The sequence below is a fragment of the Streptomyces sp. G-G2 genome (genome assembly GCF_030063135.1).
In the GTDB taxonomy this organism is placed as follows: domain Bacteria; phylum Actinomycetota; class Actinomycetes; order Streptomycetales; family Streptomycetaceae; genus Streptomyces.
Genome location: NZ_JASISO010000031.1, coordinates 53,765 through 74,124, shown reverse-complemented (window position 1 = coordinate 74,124; position 20,360 = coordinate 53,765). Strand labels below are relative to the sequence as shown.

17 protein-coding genes are annotated in these 20,360 nt (G+C 71.1%); 5 read left to right on the top strand and 12 right to left on the bottom strand.

The window, feature by feature from the left end; genetic code table 11:
- Positions 1 to 42: 42 nt before the first annotated feature.
- Entirely contained in the window at positions 43 to 2,499 is a 2,457-nt protein-coding gene (locus tag QMF80_RS23850) for an ATP/GTP-binding protein (RefSeq protein ID WP_283456517.1), read from the bottom strand.
- Between the two features lie 247 nt (positions 2,500 to 2,746).
- Between QMF80_RS23850 and gabT the strand changes: the two genes are divergently transcribed.
- Positions 2,747 to 4,081: a 4-aminobutyrate--2-oxoglutarate transaminase gene (gene gabT / locus QMF80_RS23845; RefSeq protein ID WP_283456515.1), complete on the top strand. Its 1,335-nt coding sequence runs from the start codon at positions 2,747 to 2,749 to the stop codon at positions 4,079 to 4,081.
- Positions 4,082 to 4,544: 463 nt separating this feature from the next.
- Positions 4,545 to 5,102 carry a phosphatase PAP2 family protein gene (locus QMF80_RS23840; protein ID WP_349372234.1) on the top strand — a complete coding sequence of 186 codons (558 nt, stop codon included), beginning with the start codon at positions 4,545 to 4,547 and terminating at the stop codon, positions 5,100 to 5,102.
- Here the strand turns inward: QMF80_RS23840 and QMF80_RS23835 are convergent.
- The 8 genes from QMF80_RS23835 to QMF80_RS23800 all read right to left on the bottom strand — a co-directional run bounded on the left by QMF80_RS23835 (position 5,041) and on the right by QMF80_RS23800 (position 14,902).
- Positions 5,041 to 6,867: a chitinase gene (locus tag QMF80_RS23835; protein ID WP_283456511.1), complete on the bottom strand. Its 1,827-nt coding sequence runs from the start codon at positions 6,865 to 6,867 to the stop codon at positions 5,041 to 5,043. The two genes, QMF80_RS23840 and QMF80_RS23835, sit on opposite strands and share 62 nt — an antisense overlap.
- 70 nt (positions 6,868 to 6,937) lie before the next feature.
- Positions 6,938 to 7,414 (bottom strand): hypothetical protein, encoded by a 477-nt coding sequence (locus QMF80_RS23830; RefSeq protein WP_283456509.1) that lies wholly within the window; start codon positions 7,412 to 7,414, stop codon positions 6,938 to 6,940.
- Positions 7,415 to 7,629: 215 nt separating this feature from the next.
- Positions 7,630 to 9,048, bottom strand: coding sequence for an NAD(P)/FAD-dependent oxidoreductase (locus tag QMF80_RS23825; protein WP_283456507.1), 1,419 nt, complete (start codon positions 9,046 to 9,048; stop codon positions 7,630 to 7,632).
- A gap of 31 nt (positions 9,049 to 9,079) precedes the next feature.
- Positions 9,080 to 9,886, bottom strand: a complete 807-nt coding sequence (locus QMF80_RS23820) for an ABC transporter permease (protein ID WP_283456505.1) — start codon at positions 9,884 to 9,886, stop codon at positions 9,080 to 9,082.
- The gene (locus QMF80_RS23815) at positions 9,886 to 10,809 is read right to left on the bottom strand and encodes an ABC transporter permease (RefSeq protein WP_283456503.1); all 924 of its coding nucleotides are present in this window, start codon (positions 10,807 to 10,809) and stop codon (positions 9,886 to 9,888) included. Before QMF80_RS23815 ends, QMF80_RS23820 begins: the two co-directional genes overlap by 1 nt.
- Positions 10,806 to 11,957 (bottom strand): ABC transporter ATP-binding protein, encoded by a 1,152-nt coding sequence (locus QMF80_RS23810; protein WP_283456501.1) that lies wholly within the window; start codon positions 11,955 to 11,957, stop codon positions 10,806 to 10,808. Before QMF80_RS23810 ends, QMF80_RS23815 begins: the two co-directional genes overlap by 4 nt.
- 128 nt (positions 11,958 to 12,085) lie before the next feature.
- Entirely contained in the window at positions 12,086 to 13,339 is a 1,254-nt protein-coding gene (locus QMF80_RS23805; protein WP_283456499.1) for a polyamine ABC transporter substrate-binding protein, read from the bottom strand.
- Between the two features lie 48 nt (positions 13,340 to 13,387).
- The gene (locus QMF80_RS23800; RefSeq protein ID WP_283456496.1) at positions 13,388 to 14,902 is read right to left on the bottom strand and encodes a gamma-aminobutyraldehyde dehydrogenase; all 1,515 of its coding nucleotides are present in this window, start codon (positions 14,900 to 14,902) and stop codon (positions 13,388 to 13,390) included.
- Between the two features lie 174 nt (positions 14,903 to 15,076).
- Here QMF80_RS23800 and ybiA point away from each other — a divergent pair, with 174 nt between their 5' ends.
- Positions 15,077 to 15,622 carry a riboflavin biosynthesis intermediates N-glycosidase gene (gene ybiA, locus QMF80_RS23795; protein ID WP_283456494.1) on the top strand — a complete coding sequence of 182 codons (546 nt, stop codon included), beginning with the start codon at positions 15,077 to 15,079 and terminating at the stop codon, positions 15,620 to 15,622.
- Positions 15,623 to 15,744: 122 nt separating this feature from the next.
- On the opposite strand, the gene QMF80_RS23790 is transcribed toward ybiA, so the two are convergent.
- Positions 15,745 to 16,500 (bottom strand): DUF4190 domain-containing protein, encoded by a 756-nt coding sequence (locus QMF80_RS23790; protein WP_283456492.1) that lies wholly within the window; start codon positions 16,498 to 16,500, stop codon positions 15,745 to 15,747.
- Positions 16,501 to 16,609: 109 nt separating this feature from the next.
- On the opposite strand from QMF80_RS23790, the gene QMF80_RS23785 reads away from it, so the two are divergent.
- Together QMF80_RS23785 and QMF80_RS23780 are read left to right on the top strand one after the other, a co-directional pair.
- Positions 16,610 to 17,635 (top strand): adenosine deaminase, encoded by a 1,026-nt coding sequence (locus QMF80_RS23785; protein WP_283456490.1) that lies wholly within the window; start codon positions 16,610 to 16,612, stop codon positions 17,633 to 17,635.
- A gap of 21 nt (positions 17,636 to 17,656) precedes the next feature.
- Positions 17,657 to 18,355, top strand: coding sequence for a glycerophosphodiester phosphodiesterase (locus tag QMF80_RS23780; protein ID WP_283456487.1), 699 nt, complete (start codon positions 17,657 to 17,659; stop codon positions 18,353 to 18,355).
- 108 nt (positions 18,356 to 18,463) lie between these two features.
- Here the strand turns inward: QMF80_RS23780 and QMF80_RS23775 are convergent, their stop codons facing one another.
- Both QMF80_RS23775 and QMF80_RS23770 read right to left on the bottom strand, forming a co-directional pair.
- Entirely contained in the window at positions 18,464 to 18,949 is a 486-nt protein-coding gene (locus tag QMF80_RS23775; protein WP_283456485.1) for a hypothetical protein, read from the bottom strand.
- 60 nt (positions 18,950 to 19,009) lie between these two features.
- Positions 19,010 to 20,188 carry a polyamine ABC transporter substrate-binding protein gene (locus tag QMF80_RS23770; protein ID WP_283456483.1) on the bottom strand — a complete coding sequence of 393 codons (1,179 nt, stop codon included), beginning with the start codon at positions 20,186 to 20,188 and terminating at the stop codon, positions 19,010 to 19,012.
- Positions 20,189 to 20,360: the final 172 nt, after the last annotated feature.

The following is a 20,360-nucleotide window of genomic DNA, read 5'->3' as shown; positions in this document are numbered from 1 at the left end:
GCCCTCCCGATTCTGCCACCTCGTACGGGTCGGCGAACCCTCTCAGCCGAGGAGCGACACGAGCAACGGCGCCGCCCGCTCGCCGTCCACCGAGGTCAGCGACAGTACGGCGTGGCCGGGGGGCACGGTATTGGCCAGGGCGGAGGCGGACCAGCGCTCCCGCTCCACCTGCCGCACGGTAACGGCGTCCGTGGTGACCGCCTTACCGGTGATCAGCTTGCGCACCGTGTTGATGAACCGGGTCATCGGCTGGTCCGCGTAGACCGTACGGCTCGTGACGTCCCGGGTCTCCACCAGTTCGGTCCCCCAGGCGTCGGCGAACCACTTGCCGTCCCAGGTGGTCACCCCGGAGAAGGCCATCCGGCAGCCGACGGCGCCGAGCAGCGGGGTGCGCAGGGGTTCCGGTACGTCGTCCAGCGTGCGCAGGGTCAGCAGCACCCCGGCGTTGGCGGAGCGCAGCCGCTGGATCCCGCGGACGGTTCCGGGGGTGAGGGTGTGCGAGGCGTCGTCGATGGCGAGGAAGGCGAAGAGGGAGCGGTCGGCGCGCGCCGCGGCCGCGGCGTTGAACTGCGCGAGCAGCAGCCGGGCCAGCAACCGGGAGGCCTCCGCATGGCCGCGCTCGGGGAGGTCGACGCGGACCCGGACGGGGTGCTCCAGGGCACGCAGGGAGAAGGGCCGCCCGGCGCCGGTGGTGTCGAAGAAGCCGTGGAAGGCGGGCCGGTCGAGCAGCGCGATCCGGTCCCCGAGCGCGGGGCCGGGGTCGCCGTGGACCCCGTACTGCCGGGTCCGGGCGTCGAGCTCGCGCAGCATGTCCTGCCGGTCGGCGTCTTCCAGCGTCCGGCGCAGCGCGCCGAGCGTGGCGGGGACCCCGTCGAGGAGTTCGCGCAGCTCCGACACGGTGGGGAAACGGCCGTACGCCGCCCGGAAGGGGCCGATGAGCTGCGCGAGGGCCGTCGCGCAGCGGCGTACGTCGATGCCCGAGAGGTCGCCCACGAAGGCCTCGGCGAGGAGGTGGGCGGCCTCGTCGGGGTCGGTGGTGCCGCCGTAGAGGTCGAGATCGTGGACGGAGGCCGGGTCGCCGGGGCGCACCACGATGTCGTAGGCGTCATCGGATCCGAGCGGCGACCCGGCGGCGGTGACGGCGATCAGTGCGGCTTGACCGGCCAGCGCCTGGAGCATCAGCGATTCGACGGCGGGCCGCACCAGCCGGGTGGTCTTGCCCGCTCCCGAGGGGCCGACGGCGAGCAGCGAGGTGCCCAGGACTCCCGGGTCCAGGGCCAGGCCGGTGCCGCGCCGTTCGTGGGGGTTGGGTTCGGCGTCGGTCACCCCGCCGAGGCGGACCTGGGCGACGGTCAGGTCGTGGTCGGCGGTGCGGGCGGGCAGGTCACGGGCCCCGGAGGGGTGTCCGCAGGCGGCGGCGCCCTTGTCCCGTACGGCCCGGACGAATGCGGTGCGGCGCACGGGGTCCACCAGGACGGAGTCCCAGGCCCGGCGGATCCGGACGTGGTCGACGTCGTTCATCCGCCCGGCCGCGGCCTCGGCGGCCAGCCGGTCGGCGGCCTCCGTCAGCCCCGCGGCGCGCAGCTGCGGCCAGCCGACGGGGTCGTCGGGGCCGCCCGGGGCGGTCGGGAGGGGCGCGGCGGAATCGACTGCGGGTCCCGCAGGGATTGCCCTCACCAGATTGACCCAGCCGCCGAGCCGCCCAAAGAAATAGATGACGGGGAAATAGATCACCGCGTAGAGGACGTAGGTGATCACCGCGCTGGCGCCTACCCCAAGATCCCGGTACGGCAGGTGTTCGAAGACCAGCTCGTATACCGGCAGAATCCGGTATTGGAGGAGCAGGGCGACAACCAGAGTTCCGGCGGCCGCGCCCATAGCGCGGTACCAGGGGCCACGCTCAGCGATCAGCCGGTCAAAGGCGGCGCGCCAACCGCCGATCTTGGCGAAGCCGAGAAACAGACCGACGGTGCCGAGTAGTTCGTAGACCTGCAGAGCCACAGCGGCGCTTTGGCCCTTGGGGCCCGCCTGGACGCCCTGGGTCCACCAACTGGATGGGGTGAAGTAGTAGAGCGGAGCGCCGAGGAGCGGGAGTTTCCCCTCGATGAAGGCGCGCCAGCACACGAAGAAGACGAGGAAGGCGATCACGACGCGGGTGAGCAGCGCCCGGTCGCTGCCGACGGGCTTCGGCGCGACCGGAACGTGGCCGTAGCGCCAGATGCCCGGCCCCGCGACCGGGCGGGGGACGCGCAGCCACGCAGTGAAGGGGGAGGTGGGCGCGCCGGGTGCCGGCAGCGCCGTGCCCGCGGCCACTCCCGGGGCGTATCCGGGCACGGGCGGCGGCGACGGGGCCCCGGCCGGGCGCGGGAGCACCTTGGGCAGGGGCGGCGGGGGCCCGGCGGGCCGGGGGACCTGACCCGATCCGGGCACGGCCCGGGCCGTGCCCGGATCGGGCGTGCCGTACGCACCGTGCGCGCCCTGCGTGCCGTCGGTGTCCATGAACCCCAAGCCCCCTGCCCGTTCACTGCCCTGTGCCGTGCCGCGCGCCCAATCTAGCGGCCGGGGGCGCTCCGCGACCCGTACCCCGCCATGATCCACAAGACAGGCGTCGGATCCCTCCTATGGCCGCCGCGGACAAGGACACGCGGGCACCACTCCCGAACGGAGCATGCAGTACCCCCGCCCCCGGGCCTAGCCTGCGGACAAAGACACACGTGCGTCCGAAAACACCCCCCAGGAGCCCCCTATGACCGCTGTTCCGCAGGAGCGTCGCATCGTCACCGCGATCCCCGGCCCCAAGTCGCAGGAGCTGCAGGCCCGCCGCCTGCGGACGGTGGCCGGTGGCGTGGGCTCCGTACTCCCCGTCTTCACGGCCCGCGCGGGCGGCGGCATCATCGAGGACGTCGACGGCAACCGCCTGATCGACTTCGGTTCCGGCATCGCCGTGACCTCGGTCGGCGCCTCCGCCGAGGCCGTCGTGCGCCGCGCCGCCGCGCAGCTCGCCGACTTCACCCACACCTGTTTCATGGTCACGCCGTACGAGGGTTACGTCGAGGTCTGCGAGGCGCTGGCCGAGCTGACCCCGGGCGACCACGCCAAGAAGTCGGCCCTGTTCAACTCCGGCGCCGAGGCCGTCGAGAACGCGGTCAAGATCGCCCGTTCCTACACCAAGCGCCAGGCCGTCGTGGTCTTCGACCACGGCTACCACGGCCGTACCAACCTGACCATGGGCATGACGGCGAAGAACATGCCGTACAAGCAGGGCTTCGGTCCGTTCGCCCCCGAGGTCTACCGCGTCCCGGTCGCCTACGGCTACCGCTGGCCCACCGGCGCCGAGAACTGCGGTCCCGAGGCCGCCGCGCAGGCGATCGACCAGATCGTCAAGCAGATCGGCGCCGAGAACGTCGCCGCGATCATCATCGAGCCGGTGCTCGGCGAGGGCGGCTTCATCGAGCCCGCGAAGGGCTTCCTGCCCGAGATCGTGAAGTTCGCCAACGACAACGGCATCGTCTTCGTCGCGGACGAGATCCAGTCCGGCTTCTGCCGCACCGGCCAGTGGTTCGCGTGCGAGGACGAGGGCATCGTCCCGGACCTGATCACCACCGCCAAGGGCATCGCGGGCGGTCTGCCGCTCGCCGCCGTGACGGGCCGCGCCGAGATCATGGACGCCGCGCACGCGGGCGGCCTGGGCGGCACCTACGGCGGCAACCCGGTGGCCTGCGCCGGTGCGCTCGGCTCCATCGAGACGATGAAGGAGCTCGACCTCAACGCCAAGGCGAAGAAGATCGAGTCCCTGATGAAGGCCCGCCTGACGGCGATGGCCGAGAAGTTCGACATCATCGGCGACATCCGCGGCCGCGGCGCGATGATCGCGATCGAGCTGGTGACCGACCGTACGACCAAGGAGCCGAACGCCGCTGCCGCGGGCGCGCTCGCCAAGGCCTGCCACGCCGAGGGTCTGCTGGTCCTCACCTGCGGCACCTACGGCAACGTGCTGCGCTTCCTCCCCCCGATCGTGATCGGCGAGGACCTGCTGAACGAGGGTCTGGACATCATCGAGGCCGCGTTCTCGGGCGTCTGAGAACCGGCCGCGGGGACCGGCGGCCGGGCCCGGGCGAACACCCGAGCACGGCGCTCGATCCCCTGCTCGACCGATACCGGCGGTAACGGTCAGGCGCTGTGAAGAAGGTGTGGGGGGCCGATGGCGGGAGCGCGTTCTCGCTGTCGGTCCCCCTTTCGCTGGCGTACGGTTTCTGCAGATGAGTGAAACAGCCCGCCCGCGGAATTCCACGGGCGACCCTGGTAACGGGCTTCCCCAGCGCCGTACTGGGCATGCGTTCGCGCACACTCCTCACCGATCGGACGGCCGTTCGCCCCAAACCCCCCGGGGCGTCCGGCAACCCGATCCGGCCGGCCCTCCCGGAACCACCCCCCCTGTTCCGGGACGGCCGGCCTTTCACTCTCCGCGCCCGCCGCGCACCCTTCGCACCCCGCTCGCGCTCGGCGCCGCCGCGTGGGCCGCCTTCGCGCTGATCACCTGGCAGGTGCTGGCCCACGGCCCCCTGCTCACCCCGGACGCGCGCCTGAGCCGCGCCCTGGTCCGGAGCGTCCCCGACGCGGTCACCGAGCGCCTCTGCGACCTCGGCAACATCGAGGTGGCCGTACCGGTCCTGGTCCTCGTCATGGCGTACGTGGTCCAGCGCACCCGGCGGTGGCGGCCCGCGCTCGCCGCCGCCCTGGCCATGGCCCTGGTCCCGGCACTGATCGTGCCACTCAAGGACTGGACCGCCCGGCCGGGGCCGCTGGAGCCGTGGGCCGCCGGGTACTTCCCCTCCGGCCACACCGCCACCTCGGCCGTCGCCTACCTGAGCGCCGCCCTGCTGCTCGGCCCGCACACCCGTCGGCCGTGGCCGACGGCCGCGGCCCTGCTGCTCGCGGGGGCCACGGCCGTCGGTCTGGTGCTGCGGGGCTTTCACTGGCCGCTGGACGTGCTGGCCAGCTGGCTGCTGTGCGCTCCCCTCCTGCTGGCCGTGGGCGCCGTCAGCCGAAGTACGCGTGGAAGTTCTTCGCGAACTCCCAGCCGCCGAACCGGTCCCAGTTGACCGACCAGGTCATCAGCCCGCGCAGCGCGGGCCAGCTGCCGTGGGTCTGGTAGCCGCCACAGGTCGAACCCGCCTTCTTCGTCAGGCAGTCGAGGGCCTTGGCCACCTCGGCGGGAGCCGTGTAGCCGTTGCCCGCGTTGGTGGTGGCCGGGAGGCCGATGGCCACCTGGTCGGGGCGCAGCGGCGGGAAGACCCGCGCGGTGTTGCCCGCGACGGGGAAGCCGGTGAGCAGCATGTCGGTCATGGCGATGTGGAAGTCCGCGCCGCCCATCGAGTGGTACTGGTTGTCGAGGCCCATGATCGAGCCCGAGTTGTAGTCCTGGACGTGAAGCAGGGTGAGGTCGTCGCGCAGGGCGTGGATAACGGGGAGGTAGGCCCCGGCGCGCGGGTCCTGGCCGCCCCAGGGGCCGGATCCGTAGTACTGGTAGCCGAGCTGGACGAAGAAGGTCTCGGGGGCCATGGTCAGGACGAAGCCCGCGCCGTACTTGGCCTTGAGGGTCTTCACGGCGGAGATCAGGTTGACGATCACCGGGGTGGTGGGGCTACGGAAATCTGTGTCGCCGGTGGCCAGGGAGAGAGAGTGGCCCTCGAAGTCGATGTCGAGGCCGTTGAGCCCGTACTCGTCGATGATCTTGCTGACGGAGGAGACGAAGGTGTCCCGGGCGGCGATGGTGGCCAGCTGGACCTGGCCGTTCTGGCCGCCGATGGAGATCAGGACCTTCTTGCCCGCCGCCTGTTTGGCCTTGATGGCCGCCTTGAACTCGGCGGGGCTCTCCACGCCCGGGCACTCGCTGACCGGGCAGAGCTGGAAGCGGATGTCGCCCGAGGTGACCGAGGTCGGTTCACCGAAGGCGAGGTCGATGACGTCCCAGGAGGGGGGTACGTCGGCCATCTTGAGGTAGCCCGAGCCGTTGGCGAAGCTCGCGTGGAGGTAGCCGACCAGCGCGTGGGCGGGCAGGCCCGGGGTGCCGGGGTTCCCGGTTCCGGTGGTGCTCGCCGAGAGGGCCGGGCCGCGCGGGGACTCGCCCGCCGCGTTGCTCGCGGCGACCTGGAAGGAGTACGCCGTGGACGCGGCCAGACCCGTGACGGTCGCGGAGGTCCCGCCGACCGCCAGGGGCGCCGCGCCGTCGCGGTAGAGGGTGTAGCCGGTGGCTCCGGCGACGGCCGACCAGGACAGGGTCAGCGAACTGGCGGTGGCTCCGGACGCGCTCAGGCCGGTGGGGGCGGCCGGGATCTGGGGCTGTCCGGGGCCCGCGGGGCCGGGGTCGGGGCCGATCAGGGTGAGGTCGTCGGTGAGGACGGGCCCCTGCCCGTACCACCCGTGGGTCCAGACCGTCACCGTGGTGGTGGCGGGGCCGGTGCGGAAGGTGCTGGTCAGCTGCTTCCAGGCGCCCGGGGACTGGGTCCAGGTGGAGACGTCGGTGGTACCGGTCCCGGTCGCGCCGAGGTAGGCGTAGCCGCCCTGCACCCAGGCGCCGAGCGTGTACACCGAGTCCGGCTTCACCGTGACGCTCTGGGCGCACTGGGCGTAGTCCTGGGCGGCCGGGGTGGCCCTGAGGGCGGAACTCCCGCCGTGGACGGGGCTGGTGACGACAGCTCCGCTGCCCGCGGAGCAGGTCCAGCCGTCCAGGCCGGATTCGAAGCCGCCGTTGCGGGCCACGTCCGTGTCCGGCGACGCCGGGCCGGCCGCGGCGGGCGGTCCCGCGGTCAGCAGACCGGCCACCGCCAGGGCGGTGGCCGTAAGTACGGACAGTCTTCTGCGCACAACTGCCTCCGGTGCATGGGGGGATGGAGGGGGGTAGCGGCGCTCAAGATGGTCCAGACCAATGCTCTTGTCAAGGCTTGCGGCCCTCCTTCGCCGACGCGGCCCCGGCCACCCGCGCCGCCGCCTCGTGCATCGCCAGCTCCAGCACCGCGGGATCCGTGAGGGTGCCGTCGCCGTCCGGGACCACCAGCCAGCGCACCCCGCCGGTGGCCCGGCCCGGGTACGGGACCACGATCCAGGTGCCGCGGCCCGCGCCCCGTACACCCGTACCGAGCCAGCGCGAGGCCGTGCCCGCGGGAACGAAGAAGCCCAGCCGGGCGTCGCCGAAATCGGCGAGCACCGGGCCGGGCTTCTCGACGAGCGGGGTCAGGACGTCCAAGGTGACCTGCCCCAGTTCCCCGGGCAGGATCAGCACGTCCCAGCGGCGTCCGGCGGGCAGCAGCGCCACCCCGAGGGGGTTGCGCTCCCATTCCCACCGGCAGGCGTCGGGGTCCGGCGCCACCGAAACCAGCCACTCCACTGCCGTCTTGGTTCCCGGGACTGTCATCGCCCGGCCTCCGATCACTCCGTGTCGAGGAAGGTCCTCATCCGGAGAGAGCGGGTTGGTGGACGGTGATGACGCGGGTTCCGTCAGTCCGTGGCAGTGAAGCGGGTCACACGGTGACCGCGGTCGTGCGCCGGGCGCCGGGCGCAGGTCATCCGCCCATCGGATCGTCAGGTCGTCGGGTCGTTGGACCCTCGGCTCGTCGGGTCGTCAGGTGATCAGCTGTCGAAGCCGAGGCCGAAGCGGTCCAGCGTCTTGAGCCACAGGTTCCGGTGACCGCCCCGGTCGTCGGAGCGCGCCAGCGACCACTTGGTCAGCGCGATCCCCGTCCAGGCGAACGGCTCGGGCGGGAACGGCATCGGCTTGCTGCGCACCATCTCCAGCTCGGTGCGCTCCCCGCGTACGCCGTCCAGCAGGTCCAGCATCACGTCGGCGCCGAAGCGGGTGGCGCCCACCCCGAGTCCGGTGAAGCCCGCCGCGTAGGCCACCTTGCCCGCGTGCGCGGTGCCGAAGAAGGCCGAGAACCGCGAGCAGGTGTCGATCGCCCCGCCCCACGCGTGGCTGAAGTTCAGGCCCGCCAGCTGCGGGAAGCAGGTGAAGAACTGCTCGGCGAGCTTGAGGTAGGTCTCGGGGCGGTGGTCGTGCTCCGGGTCGAGCTTGCCGCCGTAGGGGTAGATCGCGTCGTACCCGCCCCACAGGATCCGGTGGTCCGCGGTGATCCGGAAGTAGTGGAACTGGTTGGCGCTGTCGCCGAGCCCCTGCCGGTTCTTCCAGCCGATGGCGGCGAGCTGCCCGGGGCTGAGCGGCTCGGTCATCAGCGCGTAGTCGTAGACCGGCACGGTGTACGGGCGGATCCGCTTGACCAGGCTGGGGAAGATGTTGGTGCCGAGCGCCACCCGGCGGGCGAAGACCCGGCCGTAGGGGGTGCGTACGGCCATCCCGGCGCCGTTGGCGGCCAGGTCCAGGCCGCGCGTGTTCTCGTAGATCCGCACGCCGAGGCCCAGGCAGGCCCGCTTGAGGCCCCAGGTGAGTTTGGCCGGGTTCAGCATGGCCACGCCCTCGCGGTCCCAGAGGCCGCCCAGGAAGGTCGGGGAGTCGACCTCGGCGCGCAGCGCGTCCCGGTCGAGCCATTCGGAGCCGTCCGCGAGGCCGAGGCGCCGCGCCTCCTCGTGGAGTCCGCGCAGCTCCTCGACCTGGTGGGGTTCGGTGGCGACGTCGATCTCGCCGGTCCGCTCGAAGTCGCAGTCGATGGAGTAGCGGGCGACCGCGGCCTCGATCGCGTCGAGGTTGCGGGCGCCCAGCTCCTCCAGCTTGGCGAGTTCGCCGGGCCAGCGGGCCAGGCCGTTGGACAGTCCGTGGGTGAGGGAGGCGGCGCAGAAGCCGCCGTTGCGGCCCGAGGCGGCCCAGCCCGCCTCGTGGCCCTCGATCAGGACGACGTCCCGCTCGGGGTCCCGCTCCTTGGCGATGAGCGCGGTCCACAGTCCGCTGTAGCCGCCGCCGATGACGAGCAGGTCGCAGTGCTCGTCGCCGGTGAGGGCGGGCTCGGGGGCGGGCTTGCCCGGGTCGTCCAGCCAGTACGAGACCGGCAGTGCTTCGGAAAGGGATCGAGCGGCGGTGCGCATGGCGACTGGGGCCATGTCTTCCAACTCCCTACGGACAGCTGTGCTGTTACTTGGGCTGTGCCTTCTTGCGGCGGTTGCCGATCGTCATGCCGGCGAGGACCACCAGGACCGCGATGACGAACATCGCCGTACCGATGACGTTGATCTGCACGGGCGTACCGCGCTGGGCCGAACCCCACACGAACATGGGGAAGGTGACGGTGTTGCCCGAGTTGAAGTTGGTGATGATGAAGTCGTCGAAGGAGAGCGCGAAGGAGAGCAGCGCGCCCGCCGCGATACCGGGGGCCGCGATCGGCAGGGTGACCCGCACGAAGGTCTGCACGGGTCCCGCGTAGAGGTCGCGGGCGGCCTCCTCCAGCCGCGGGTCCATCGACAGGACGCGGGCCTTGACGGCGGCGACGACGAAGCTGAGGCAGAACATGATGTGGGCGATCAGGATCGTCCAGAAGCCCAGCTGGATGCCCATGTTGAGGAAGAGGGCCAGGAGCGAGGCGGCCATCACGATCTCGGGCATGGCCATCGGCAGGAAGATCAGCGAGTTGACCGCGCCGCGCGCCCGGAACCGGTACCGGACCAGGGCGAAGGCGATCGCGGTGCCCAGGACGGTCGCGCCGAGGGTGGCCCAGACCGCGATCTGGAGGGAGAGCGAGAGGGAGCCGCACAGGTCGGCGACCCCGCAGGGGTCCTTCCAGGCGTCGAGCGAGAACTCCTGCCAGGCGTAGTTGAACCGCCCGGTGGGGTTGTTGAAGGAGAAGACCGTGACGACGACGTTCGGCAGGATCATGTAGGCCAGCGTGCCGAGGCCCGCGATGACCACCAGATTGCGCCGGAGCCGGGTGAAGAGAGCACTCATCAGACCAGGTCCTCCGTCCCCGCTCGGCGGATGTAGATGGTGACCATGATCAGCACGATGGCCATGAGGATGAAGGACAGCGCGGCCGCCGTCGGATAGTCCAGGATGCGCAGGTACTGCGACTGGATGACGTTGCCGATCATCCGGGTGTCCGTGGAACCGAGGAGTTCCGCGTTGACGTAGTCGCCGCTCGCCGGGATGAAGGTGAGCAGGGTTCCGGAGACCACGCCCGGCATCGACAGCGGGAAGGTGACCTTGCGGAAGGTGGTGAAGGGGCGGGCGTAGAGGTCCCCGGCCGCTTCGTGGAGACGGGTGTCGATCCGCTCCAGCGAGGAGTAGAGCGGCAGGATCATGAAGGGGAGGAAGTTGTACGTCAGACCGCAGACCACGGCGAGCGGGGTGGCGAGCACCCGGTCCCCCTCGGTCATCCCGAGCCAGCTGGTGACGTCCAGGAAGCCGATCTTGTTGAGGGCGCCGACGACCGGGCCGCCGTCGGCCAGGATCGTCTTCCAGGCCAGGGTGCGGATCAGGAAGCTGGTGAAGAACGGCGCGATGACCAGGATCAGCAGCAGGTTGCGCCAGCGGCCCGCGCGGAAGGCGATCAGGTAGGCCAGCGGGTAGCCGAGCAGCAGGCACAGGGCGGTCGCGGTGCCCGCGTAGAGCAGCGAGCGCAGGAACTGCGGGTAGTACTCGGTGAAGGCGTCCCAGTAGGTCTGGACGTGCCAGGTGACCTTGAAGCCCTCCTCCAGGGAACCGGTCTGCACCGAGGTGGAGGCCTGGTAGACCATCGGGAGGACGAAGAAGACGAGCAGCCACAGGATGCCGGGGATCAGCAGCCAGTACGGGACGAGCCGCTTGCGTACGGAGGGCTTGTGGACCGGGGGTTCGGCGGTGGCCCGGGGCGGGGCTTCGGTGGTGGTCATACCCCCTCCTCCACCGTCAGGGCGCCCGCGTCGATGTCCTGGTCCGCGTCCAGCGCGAAGGTGTGCTCGGGGTTCCAGTGCAGGATCACCTCGGCGCCGGGCGCCATGCGCGCGTCCCGCTCGATGTTCTGGGCGTAGACCTCCAGTTCGGGGCAGACCGGGCTGTCGATGACGTACTGGGTGGAGACCCCGATGAAGGAGGAGTCCATGATCCGGCCGGGGACCTTGTTGCGGCCCGCCGCGATGGTGTGCTCCTCGTCCGCGTGGGCCAGGGAGATCTTCTCGGGGCGCACGCCGACCAGCAGTTTTCCGCCGGTACGGGGCGTGGTCGAACATCGCGCGGCGGGGACCTTCAGCGTGCTGCCCGCCGAGCTGACGGTGATGTCGGCGGAACCGGCCTCCAGGACCTCGGCCTCGATGAGGTTGGAGGTGCCGAGGAAGTTGGCGACGAAGGTGGTGCGGGGGTTCTCGTACAGCTCGGCGGGGGCGCCGAGCTGCTCGACCCGGCCGCCGTTCATCACGGCGACCGTGTCGGCCATGGTCATGGCCTCCTCCTGGTCGTGCGTGACGTGCACGAAGGTGATGCCCACCTCGGTCTGGATGCGCTTGAGCTCCAGCTGCATCTGGCGGCGCAGCTTGAGGTCGAGGGCGCCGAGCGGCTCGTCGAGGAGCAGTACCTGGGGGTGGTTGATCAGGGCCCGGGCGACGGCGACGCGCTGCTGCTGGCCGCCAGAGAGCTGGTGCGGCTTGCGGTGGGCGAACTGCCCGAGCTGGACCAGCTCCAGCATGTCGTCGACCTGCTTCTTCACGGACTTGATGCCGCGGCGGCGCAGCCCGAAGGCGATGTTCTCGGTGACGTCGAGGTGGGGGAAGAGCGCGTAGCTCTGGAAGACCGTGTTGACCGGGCGCTTGTAGGGCGGGAGGTGCGTGACCGCGGTGTCGCCGAGGTGGACCGTGCCGGTGGAGGGCTCCTCCAGTCCCGCGATCATGCGCAGGGTGGTGGTCTTCCCGCAGCCGGAGGCGCCCAGCAGGGCGAAGAAGGAGCCCTGGGGGATGGTGAGATCGAGCGGGTGGACGGCGGTGAAGGAGCCGTAGTGCTTGCTGATCCCGGTGAGGCGGACGTCGCCGCCCTCGGTCTTGTCAGTCATGGAGGGATCCCGGAGTTGGGTGCGGGCAAGGGGGGCCGGAACAGGAGCCGGGCGCGGGCCGGGCCCTGCCCGGGCCCGGTCGGACCGACTGAGCTGGGCGGGGCGGGGCAGGGCTGCGCCGGGCGGCGCTAGGCGCCGATGAGCTTGGTGAACTTCTCCTCGTACGCCGTCTCTTCCGCACTGGTGAGGGAGCGGAAGGCGTGGGACTTGGCGGTCATCGCCTTGTCCGGGACGATCAGGGTGTTGTCCGCGAGCGCCGGATCGATCTTGGCGAGATCGTCCTTGACGCCCTCGACCGGGCAGACGTAGCTGATGTAGGCGGCCAGCTGGGCGGCGACCGGAAGCTCGTAGTAGTAGTCGATGAGCCTCTCGGCGTTCGCCTTGTGCCGGGCGTGGGCCGGGACCAGCAGGTTGTCGCTGGAGGTGATGTATCCGGCGGCGGGGATCGCGTACTTGATGTCCGGGTTGCCCGCCTGGAGCTGGATGATGTCGCCCGCCCAGGCCAGGCAGGCCGCGATGTCGCCCTTGTCGAGGTCCGCGGTGTAGTCGTTGCCGGTGAAGCGGCGGATCTGCTTGCTGTCCACGCCCTTCTGGAGGCGTCCGATCGCACCGTCGAAGTCGGCGGTGGTGAAGTTCGCCGGATCCTTGCCCTGGTCGAGGAGGGTCATCCCGACGCTGTCGCGCATCTCGGTGAGGAAGCCGACCCGGCCCTTGAGGGTGGGGTCGTCGAGGAGCTGGGTGACCGAGTCCACCTTCTTGCCGTCGGTGGCCTTGGCGTTGTAGGCGATGACGGTGGAGATGCCGGTCCACGGGTAGCTGTAGGAGCGGCCCGGGTCCCAGTCGGGGCTGCGGAACTGCGGGGACAGGTTGGCGAAGGCGTGCGGGAGCAGCGCGGGGTCGAGCTTCTGCGCCCAGCCGAGCCGGATGATGCGGGCGGCGAGCCAGTCGGTGACGACGATCAGGTCGCGGCCGGTGTCCTGGCCCGCCGCGAGCTGCGGGCGGATCTTGCCGAAGAACTCGACGTTGTCGTTGATGTCCTCGGTGTACTTGACCTTGATCCCGGTGCGCTTGGTGAACTCGTCCAGGGTCGGACGGGTCTTCTCGTCGTCACTGGTGTCCATGTACTCGGTCCAGTTGGAGAAGTTGATCTCCTTCTCCTGGGCCGAGTGGTCGTCCGAGGCCGCTGCCTCGCCGGTGCCCGCCCGCTTGGCGGGCGGGATGCCGCAGGCGCTGAGCGCCGACAGGCCGCCGAGGGTGAGCGCTCCGACGCCGGACGCGCGCAGCAGCGAGCGGCGGGTGAGGGCGCCGCGTCCACTGGTGAGGCTGCGCCGCATCGCGGCGAGCTGGGCCGCCGGGAGGCGGTCGGGCTCGAACTGCTCCATGAGCTGTGCCCTTTCGGGAGGGGTGGGCCGCTGGTCAGGCGGCGATGGTTATCTGTCCCCGAAGATCGTGCGGTGCCAGTCCTTCGCGGCGACCGCGGTGTTGTCGTACATCACATGCTTGACCTGCGTGTACTCCTCGAAGGAGTAGGCACTCATGTCCTTGCCGAAACCGCTGGCCTTGTAGCCGCCGTGGGGCATTTCGCTGATGATCGGAATGTGGTCGTTGACCCAGACGCAGCCCGCCTTCAGCTCGCGGGTGGCCCGGCCCGCCCGGTAGACGTCGCGGGTCCAGGCGGAGGCCGCGAGGCCGTAGGGGGTGTCGTTGGCCAGCGCGAGACCGTCCTCGTCGCTGTCGAAGGGCAGTACGACGAGCACCGGGCCGAAGATCTCGGACTGGACGACCTCGCTGTCCTGGGCCGCGCCGGCGATCAGGGTGGGCCGGTAGTAGGCGCCGTCCACCAGGTCCCCGCCGGGGATCTGCCCGCCGGTGACGACGGTGGCGTAGCCGCGGGCCCGCTCCACGAAACCGGCGACCCGGTCGCGCTGCGCGTGCGAGACGAGCGGGCCGAGGTCGGTGGCCGGGTCGAAGGGGTCCCCGAGGCGGACCGTCTCCATCAGCTCGGCCACCCGGGCGACGAAGGCGTCGTGCAGGGGGCGCTGGACGTAGGCGCGGGTCGCCGCGGTGCAGTCCTGCCCGGTGTTGATCAGGGAGGCCGCGACCGCGCCGTGGGCGGCGGCCTCGAGGTCCGCGTCGTCGAAGACGACGAAGGGGGCCTTGCCGCCCAGCTCCAGGTGGAGCCGCTTGACCGTGGCGGTGGCGATCTCCGCGACCCGCTTGCCGACTCCGGTGGAGCCGGTGAAGGAGGTCATGACCACGTCGGGGTGGCCCACCAGGTGCTCACCGGCGACGCGGCCCGCCCCGGTGACGATGTTGATCACGCCGTCGGGGATGCCGGCCTGCTGGGCCGCCTGGGCGAACATCAGCGAGGTCAGCGGGGTCAGCTCGGCGGGCTTCAGAACGATCGTGTTGCCCGCGGCGATCGCCGGGAGGATCTTCCAGGCGGCCATCTGGAGCGGATAGTTCCAGGGAGCGATGGAGCCGACCACCCCGATCGCCTCGCGGCGGACGTAGGAGGTGTGGTCGCCGGAGTACTCGGCGGCCGCCTGGCCCTGGAGGTGGCGGGCGGCGCCCGCGAAGAAGGCGGTGTTGTCGATGGTCCCCGGTACGTCGAACTCCGTGGACAGCCGCACCGGCTTCCCGCACTGGAGGGACTCCGCGAGGGCGAAGTCCTCCGCCTGCTCGGCCAGTACGGCCGCCAGGCGGTGCAGGGCGTCCGAGCGCTCGCCCGGGGTGGCCCCGGACCAGCCGGGGAACGCCCGCTTGGCGGCGGCCACGGCCGCGTCGACATCGGCCGTGCCCGCCAGTTCGTAAGTGAGTACCTCATGACCGGTGGCCGGGTCGACCACGGTGTGTGAGGCGCCCGAGGTGCCGGATCTCAGCCGGCCGTCGATGTACTGCGCGCCGTCTGCGAAACGGTCCTTGACCTGGAAGCGGTTGCCCATCGCGCTCTCCGTAGCTAAAGCTCGAATTGAGTGCCGATCCTGGCAGAGGTGTTCACCTGCGCCAAGTGATTCCGTTGTTGCCTTTTGATTACGCGACGAAATCGGTCGACCAAGTGTCGAGGCGGACCCTAAATCCCGTACGAAGTGTCCGTGGCGGCTGCCAGACTCGCGTGCATGGAGCAGATCGACACACTGATCGAGCAGGTCAACCGGGGTGAGCGGGTCAAGTATCTGCCGTTCTGGGGACACGCGCCCAGGCACGACGGGGCTCTCGGGCCGAGCTGCCTGAGCCAGTGGTGGCCGTCCCCCTTCACCGTGCGTGATGTCCGTTATGTCACGGCCGAACACTGGATGATGGCCGAGAAGGCACGGCTCTTCGGGGACTCGGAGGCGGAGCGCGCGGCGCTCGGCGCCACCTCCCCCGCGGCGGCCAAGAAGGCCGGGCGACTGGTGCGCGGGTTCGACGCGCGGACGTGGGAGCGCGAGCGGTTCGCCATCGTGGTGGCGGGCAGTGCGGCCAAGTTCGCGTCCACGCCCGAGCTGCGCGCGTACCTGCTCGCCACCGGGTCCCGGGTGCTCGTGGAGGCCTCGCCGCTGGACCGGATCTGGGGCATCGGACTGGCCGTCGACAGCCCCGACGCCCTCGATCCCGCGCGCTGGCGTGGCCTGAACCTGCTGGGCTTCGCGCTGATGGAGGCCCGGGAGCGGCTGGCCGCCTGACGGCCGGGCGGGGGCGCGGGGCCGGGCGGGCGGGGCGGGGAGGACGGGCCGGCGGGGGCTTCTCCCCCCGTTCCCCTTTTCGGGAATTCGGGGGGGGAGAAGCCGGAACGTACGGGCCGGGCTCAGGTACCGAAAGGTGTCTGCGAGACCGAGGACGGGGAGTCGTGCTCCGTTCCGTACGGGTCCCTTGCGCGCTCGTCCATGACCCCGCTGATGATCAGCGCGAGCATCACGCCGCCGAGGATGGTCCCGACGATCCCGAGGATCAGTCCGGCCAGCGCCATTCCCGCGTTGTTGGCCTCGCCGCGCGCGGCCCGGCCGCGCCCCAGGACGCCGAAGACGATCGCCACGATGCCCAGGATGATGGCGAAGACGCTGGTGATGCAGCCGACCGCGGACAGGATGCCGAGGACCAGCGCGGTGATGCCGAAGCCGTTGCGCGGGGCCGCGTAGCCGCCCGGGTAGGACGGGTAGCCCGGATATCCGGGGTAGCCCGGGTAACCGTAGGCCTGCGCGTTCGGATCCGGCCGGCCCGGATATCCGTAGCCCGCGGGCGGGGCGGGCTGCGCCGGGTACCCGTAGGCGGGCGGTGCCGGCGGGTTCCCCGGTGGCGGCGCGAACCCCGGCACCGGCTGCTGCGGGCTCTGGCCGAACGGCTGGGCGGGGTACGGCGCCGGGGCGTGGCCCGCGCTCTCCCCGCCCGGTATGCCGATGATCGTCGGCTGGTCGTGCACGCCCGACGCGCCGGGCGTACCCCCCGTGTCCGGCGTGCCCGGCCGGTGAGCGCCCCCCGGCGCGCCCTGCTGCTTGCCCAGGTCCACGGCGGGCCGCTCCGGCGGCGCCCACGGGTCGTTGGGCTCGGGGCTGTGTTCGGTCATGCGGCGCCCCCCTCTCGTACAGCCATGCTACGGGCTGCCACCGACAGGGCCCGGGCTGCCTACGATGAACTCCGACCTGCCCGCACGCGCGCCCCGACGGAGACCCCTCATGCCCGATCTGCACCCCTTCATCGCGGGTCTGCCCAAGGCAGAACTCCACGTCCACCACGTCGGTTCGGCCTCGCCGCGCATCGTGGCGGAACTGGCCGCCCGGCATCCCGACTCGAAGGTCCCGACCGATCCAGAGGCGCTCGCCGACTACTTCACCTTCACGGACTTCGCGCACTTCATCGAGGTGTACCTGTCGGTCGTCGACCTGATCCGCACCCCGGACGACGTACGGGACCTGACGTACGAGGTCGCCCGGGACATGGCCCGGCAGAACATCCGGTACGCCGAACTGACCATCACCCCCTACTCCTCCACGCGGCGCGGGATCGAGGAGAAGGCCTTCATGGAGGCCATCGAGGACGCCCGCAAGGCCGCCGAGAGCGAACTCGGCGTCATCCTGCGCTGGTGCTTCGACATCCCCGGCGAGGCGGGCCTGGAGGCGGCGGCCGAGACCGCCCGCCTGGCCGTGGACCTGCGCCCCGAGGGCCTGGTCTCCTTCGGCCTCGGCGGCCCCGAGATCGGCGTCCCGCGCCCGCAGTTCAAGCCGTACTTCGACCAGGCGCGCGCCGCCGGTCTGCACAGCGTGCCGCACGCGGGCGAGACCACCGGTCCGGAGACGATCTGGGACGCCGTCCGCGAGCTGGGCGCCGAGCGCATCGGCCACGGCACCAGCGCCACGCGGGACCCCGAACTGCTGGCGTACCTCGCCGAGCACCGGATCGCGCTGGAGGTCTGCCCGACGTCGAACCTCGCGACCCGCGCGGTGACCGACCTCGACCGGCACCCGGTCAAGGAGATGGCCGCGGCGGGCGTGCTCGTCACCATCAACAGCGACGACCCGCCGATGTTCGGTTCGGACCTCAACAACGAGTACGCGGTCGCCGCCCGCCTGCTGGAACTGGACGAGCGGGGTCTGGCCCAGCTCGCGAAGAACGCCGTGGAGGCCTCCTTCCTGGACCAGGCGGGCAAGGCGGAGCTCAGCGCCGAGATCGACACGTACACCACCGCGTGGCTGGCTCCCTGACCGCTGCGGAGAATGGGGATCATGCGCACTCTGACTGCCGTCGGCCATCGCGGCGATCCCTACCGTGTCCGTGAGAACACCCTGCCCTCCCTCCGCTCCGCGTTCGCGCGCGGAGCGGACGCCGTCGAGATCGACGTACGCCTGACCCGTGACGGGGTGCCGGTGCTGCTCCACGACGAGACCCTCCAGCGGCTGTGGGGCCACGACGTACGGCTCGACGCCGTCACCGCCCCGCAGTTGCGCGAGCTGACCGGGGGCGGGGTTCCGACCCTGCGGGAGGCCCTGATGGCCACCGGCGCGGGGCGGGTGATGATCGACCTGCCCGGCGCGAGCACGGAGGCGGTACGGACCGTGGTGGGCCAGGTGCGCGAGTGCGGGGCGCGCGAGCGGTCGTACTACTGCGCGGGCCCGAACACGATGCTGGCCGTCCGGGCCGCGGACCCGGGCGCGGAGATCGCGCTGACGTGGACCACCCTGAGCCCGCCGCGCCGGGTGCTGACGGACGCGGTCGCGCCCGCTTGGCTCAACTACCGCTTCGGGCTGGTCGGCCGGGAGCTGGTGGACGCGGTGCACGCGGACGGGTTCCTGGTGTCGGCGTGGACCCCGGACACCAAGCGGTCGATGCGCGCCGTACTGGCGGCCGGGGTGGACTCGGTCACCACGAACCGGGTGGACGTGCTGGCCGCCGTCAGGGCCGAGCGGGCCGGCTCCGGCGGGTGATACGCACCTGGGAGCAACGGGTGCGGCGCGCTGGGGGGAACGGGTGCGGCGCGCCGACCCGCGGTGGCAGGACCTGGGGCTGACGGTGCTGCTGGCGCCAGGCCGCCTTCAAGCCGTAGCGGCCGCGGGTACGCCGTCCAGCGCCTCCAGGCGCTTGATCATGCGGCGGAGCACCAGCAGGGGGATCACCCCGAAGACGCCGAAGGACATGTCGATGACGCTCCACCAGACGGGGATGCCGCGGATCGGCCCGCAGATCAGGGCCAGCGGGACGATTCCGGCGCAGGCGATCATCCCGGCCTCGACGATCCAGATGTTGCGGACCGGGTCGCGGTGGACTCCGTAGAAGAACACCGCGATCACCAGGTGGGCGAAGGCTAGCCAGTCGGTTCCGTAGAGCAGGAAGGGGTACTGCGCATCGGCTCGCTCCAGTCCGTCACCAACCCGCAGCAGCCACTCGTCGGCCACCAGGGAGTTGGCCCAGTGCAGCTCACTGACCAGGGGGAAGGCCGTGAGCCCGCTGAGGACCAGGCAGACGATGAACAGGGCCAGCCAGGCCCGGATCCGGCGCAGGAGCACGCTTCTCTCGCTCATGGGACGAAGCGTACGCGGATTTCTGAACGCGTTCAGCCAACATACTGAACGCGTTCAATCTCAGAGGCCGACGATGGCGTTCCAGCGCTTCGCGAAGGACTGCCGCTCGGCGGTCGAGATGTCCCGGGCCACCACTAGCCGCTTGCGCATCTCGTCGTCGGGGAAGATCAGCGGGTTCGCGGCCAGTTCGGCGGTGTCCTTGTCGTCGGACCCGGCCAGCACCTCGCGGGCGGCGGGCACGGGGCAGACGTAGTTGACGGACGCGGCCAGCTTGGCGGCGATCTCCGGCTGGTAGTAGTGGTCGATGAGGGCCTCGGCACTGGCCTTGTGCCGGGCGAGGTTCGGGATGAGCAGGCTCTCCGCCCACAGCTCGGCCCCCTCGTCCGGGACGACGAACTCGATGTCGGGGTTGTCCGCCTGGAGCTGGATGGCGTCGCCGGAGTAGGCCTGGCAGGCGAGCACATCGCCCTTGCTCAGGTCCGAGGTGTAGTCGTTGCCGGTGAAGCGGCGGATGTGCTTCTTGCGCACCAGCTCCTCCACCTGATCGCACATCCGGTGGAAGTCGGACTCGGTCCACCGGGTGACGTCCGCGCCGTTGCCCTGCATCAGCAGGGAGAAGGACTCGTCGAGGCCGGAGAAGAGCGTGACCTTGCCCGCGAGGTCGGGGTGCCACAGCTCCTTGGTGGACCTGATCTCCCGGCCCAGAGCCTTGCGGTTGTAGGCGATGCCGGTGATCCCGGACTGCCACGGCACGGTGTGCAGGCGGCCCTGGTCGAAGGCGGGCGAGCGCAACTGCGCGTCGAGGTGCTTGGCCACGTTCGGCTGGGCCGCGCGGTCCATGGTCTGGGCCCATCCCAGCCGGACGAACCGGGCCGCCATCCAGTCACTGACCACCACGAGGTCGCGGCCGGTCTCCTGGTGGTTCATCAGGGCCGGGCTGACCTTGCCGAAGAACTCGTCGTTGTCGTTGATCTCCTCGGTGTACTTCACCTCGATCCCGGTCCGCTCCGAGAAGGCGTCCAGCGTCGGGCGCTTGGTCTCGTCCTCCTCGTCGGTGTCGATGTAGAGCGGCCAGTTGGCGAAGGCCAGGCTGCGGTCGTCACCGGATCGGTCCGGGCCTACCCGTCGGTCCTCCGGGACATAAGCGGCGGGCACACCACAGCCGGCGAGGCCGGCCAGCAGGCCCGCGGCACCGAGGCCGCGCAGCGCCGCGCGGCGGGAGAGAGCGAGTTCAGGCATGCGCACAGACTGGGCGAAACGCGAAGGGGCGGGCAATAGACATGTTGTCTACTGCCCGCCCCTGGAGCGCACGGCGGTGAACGATGCGCCGACGGGTCGGCGACCGGTCGAACGCGGCGCGGCACGGATCAGCCGCGGATCAGGACCGGATCAGTACGGGCACAGCCGTCGA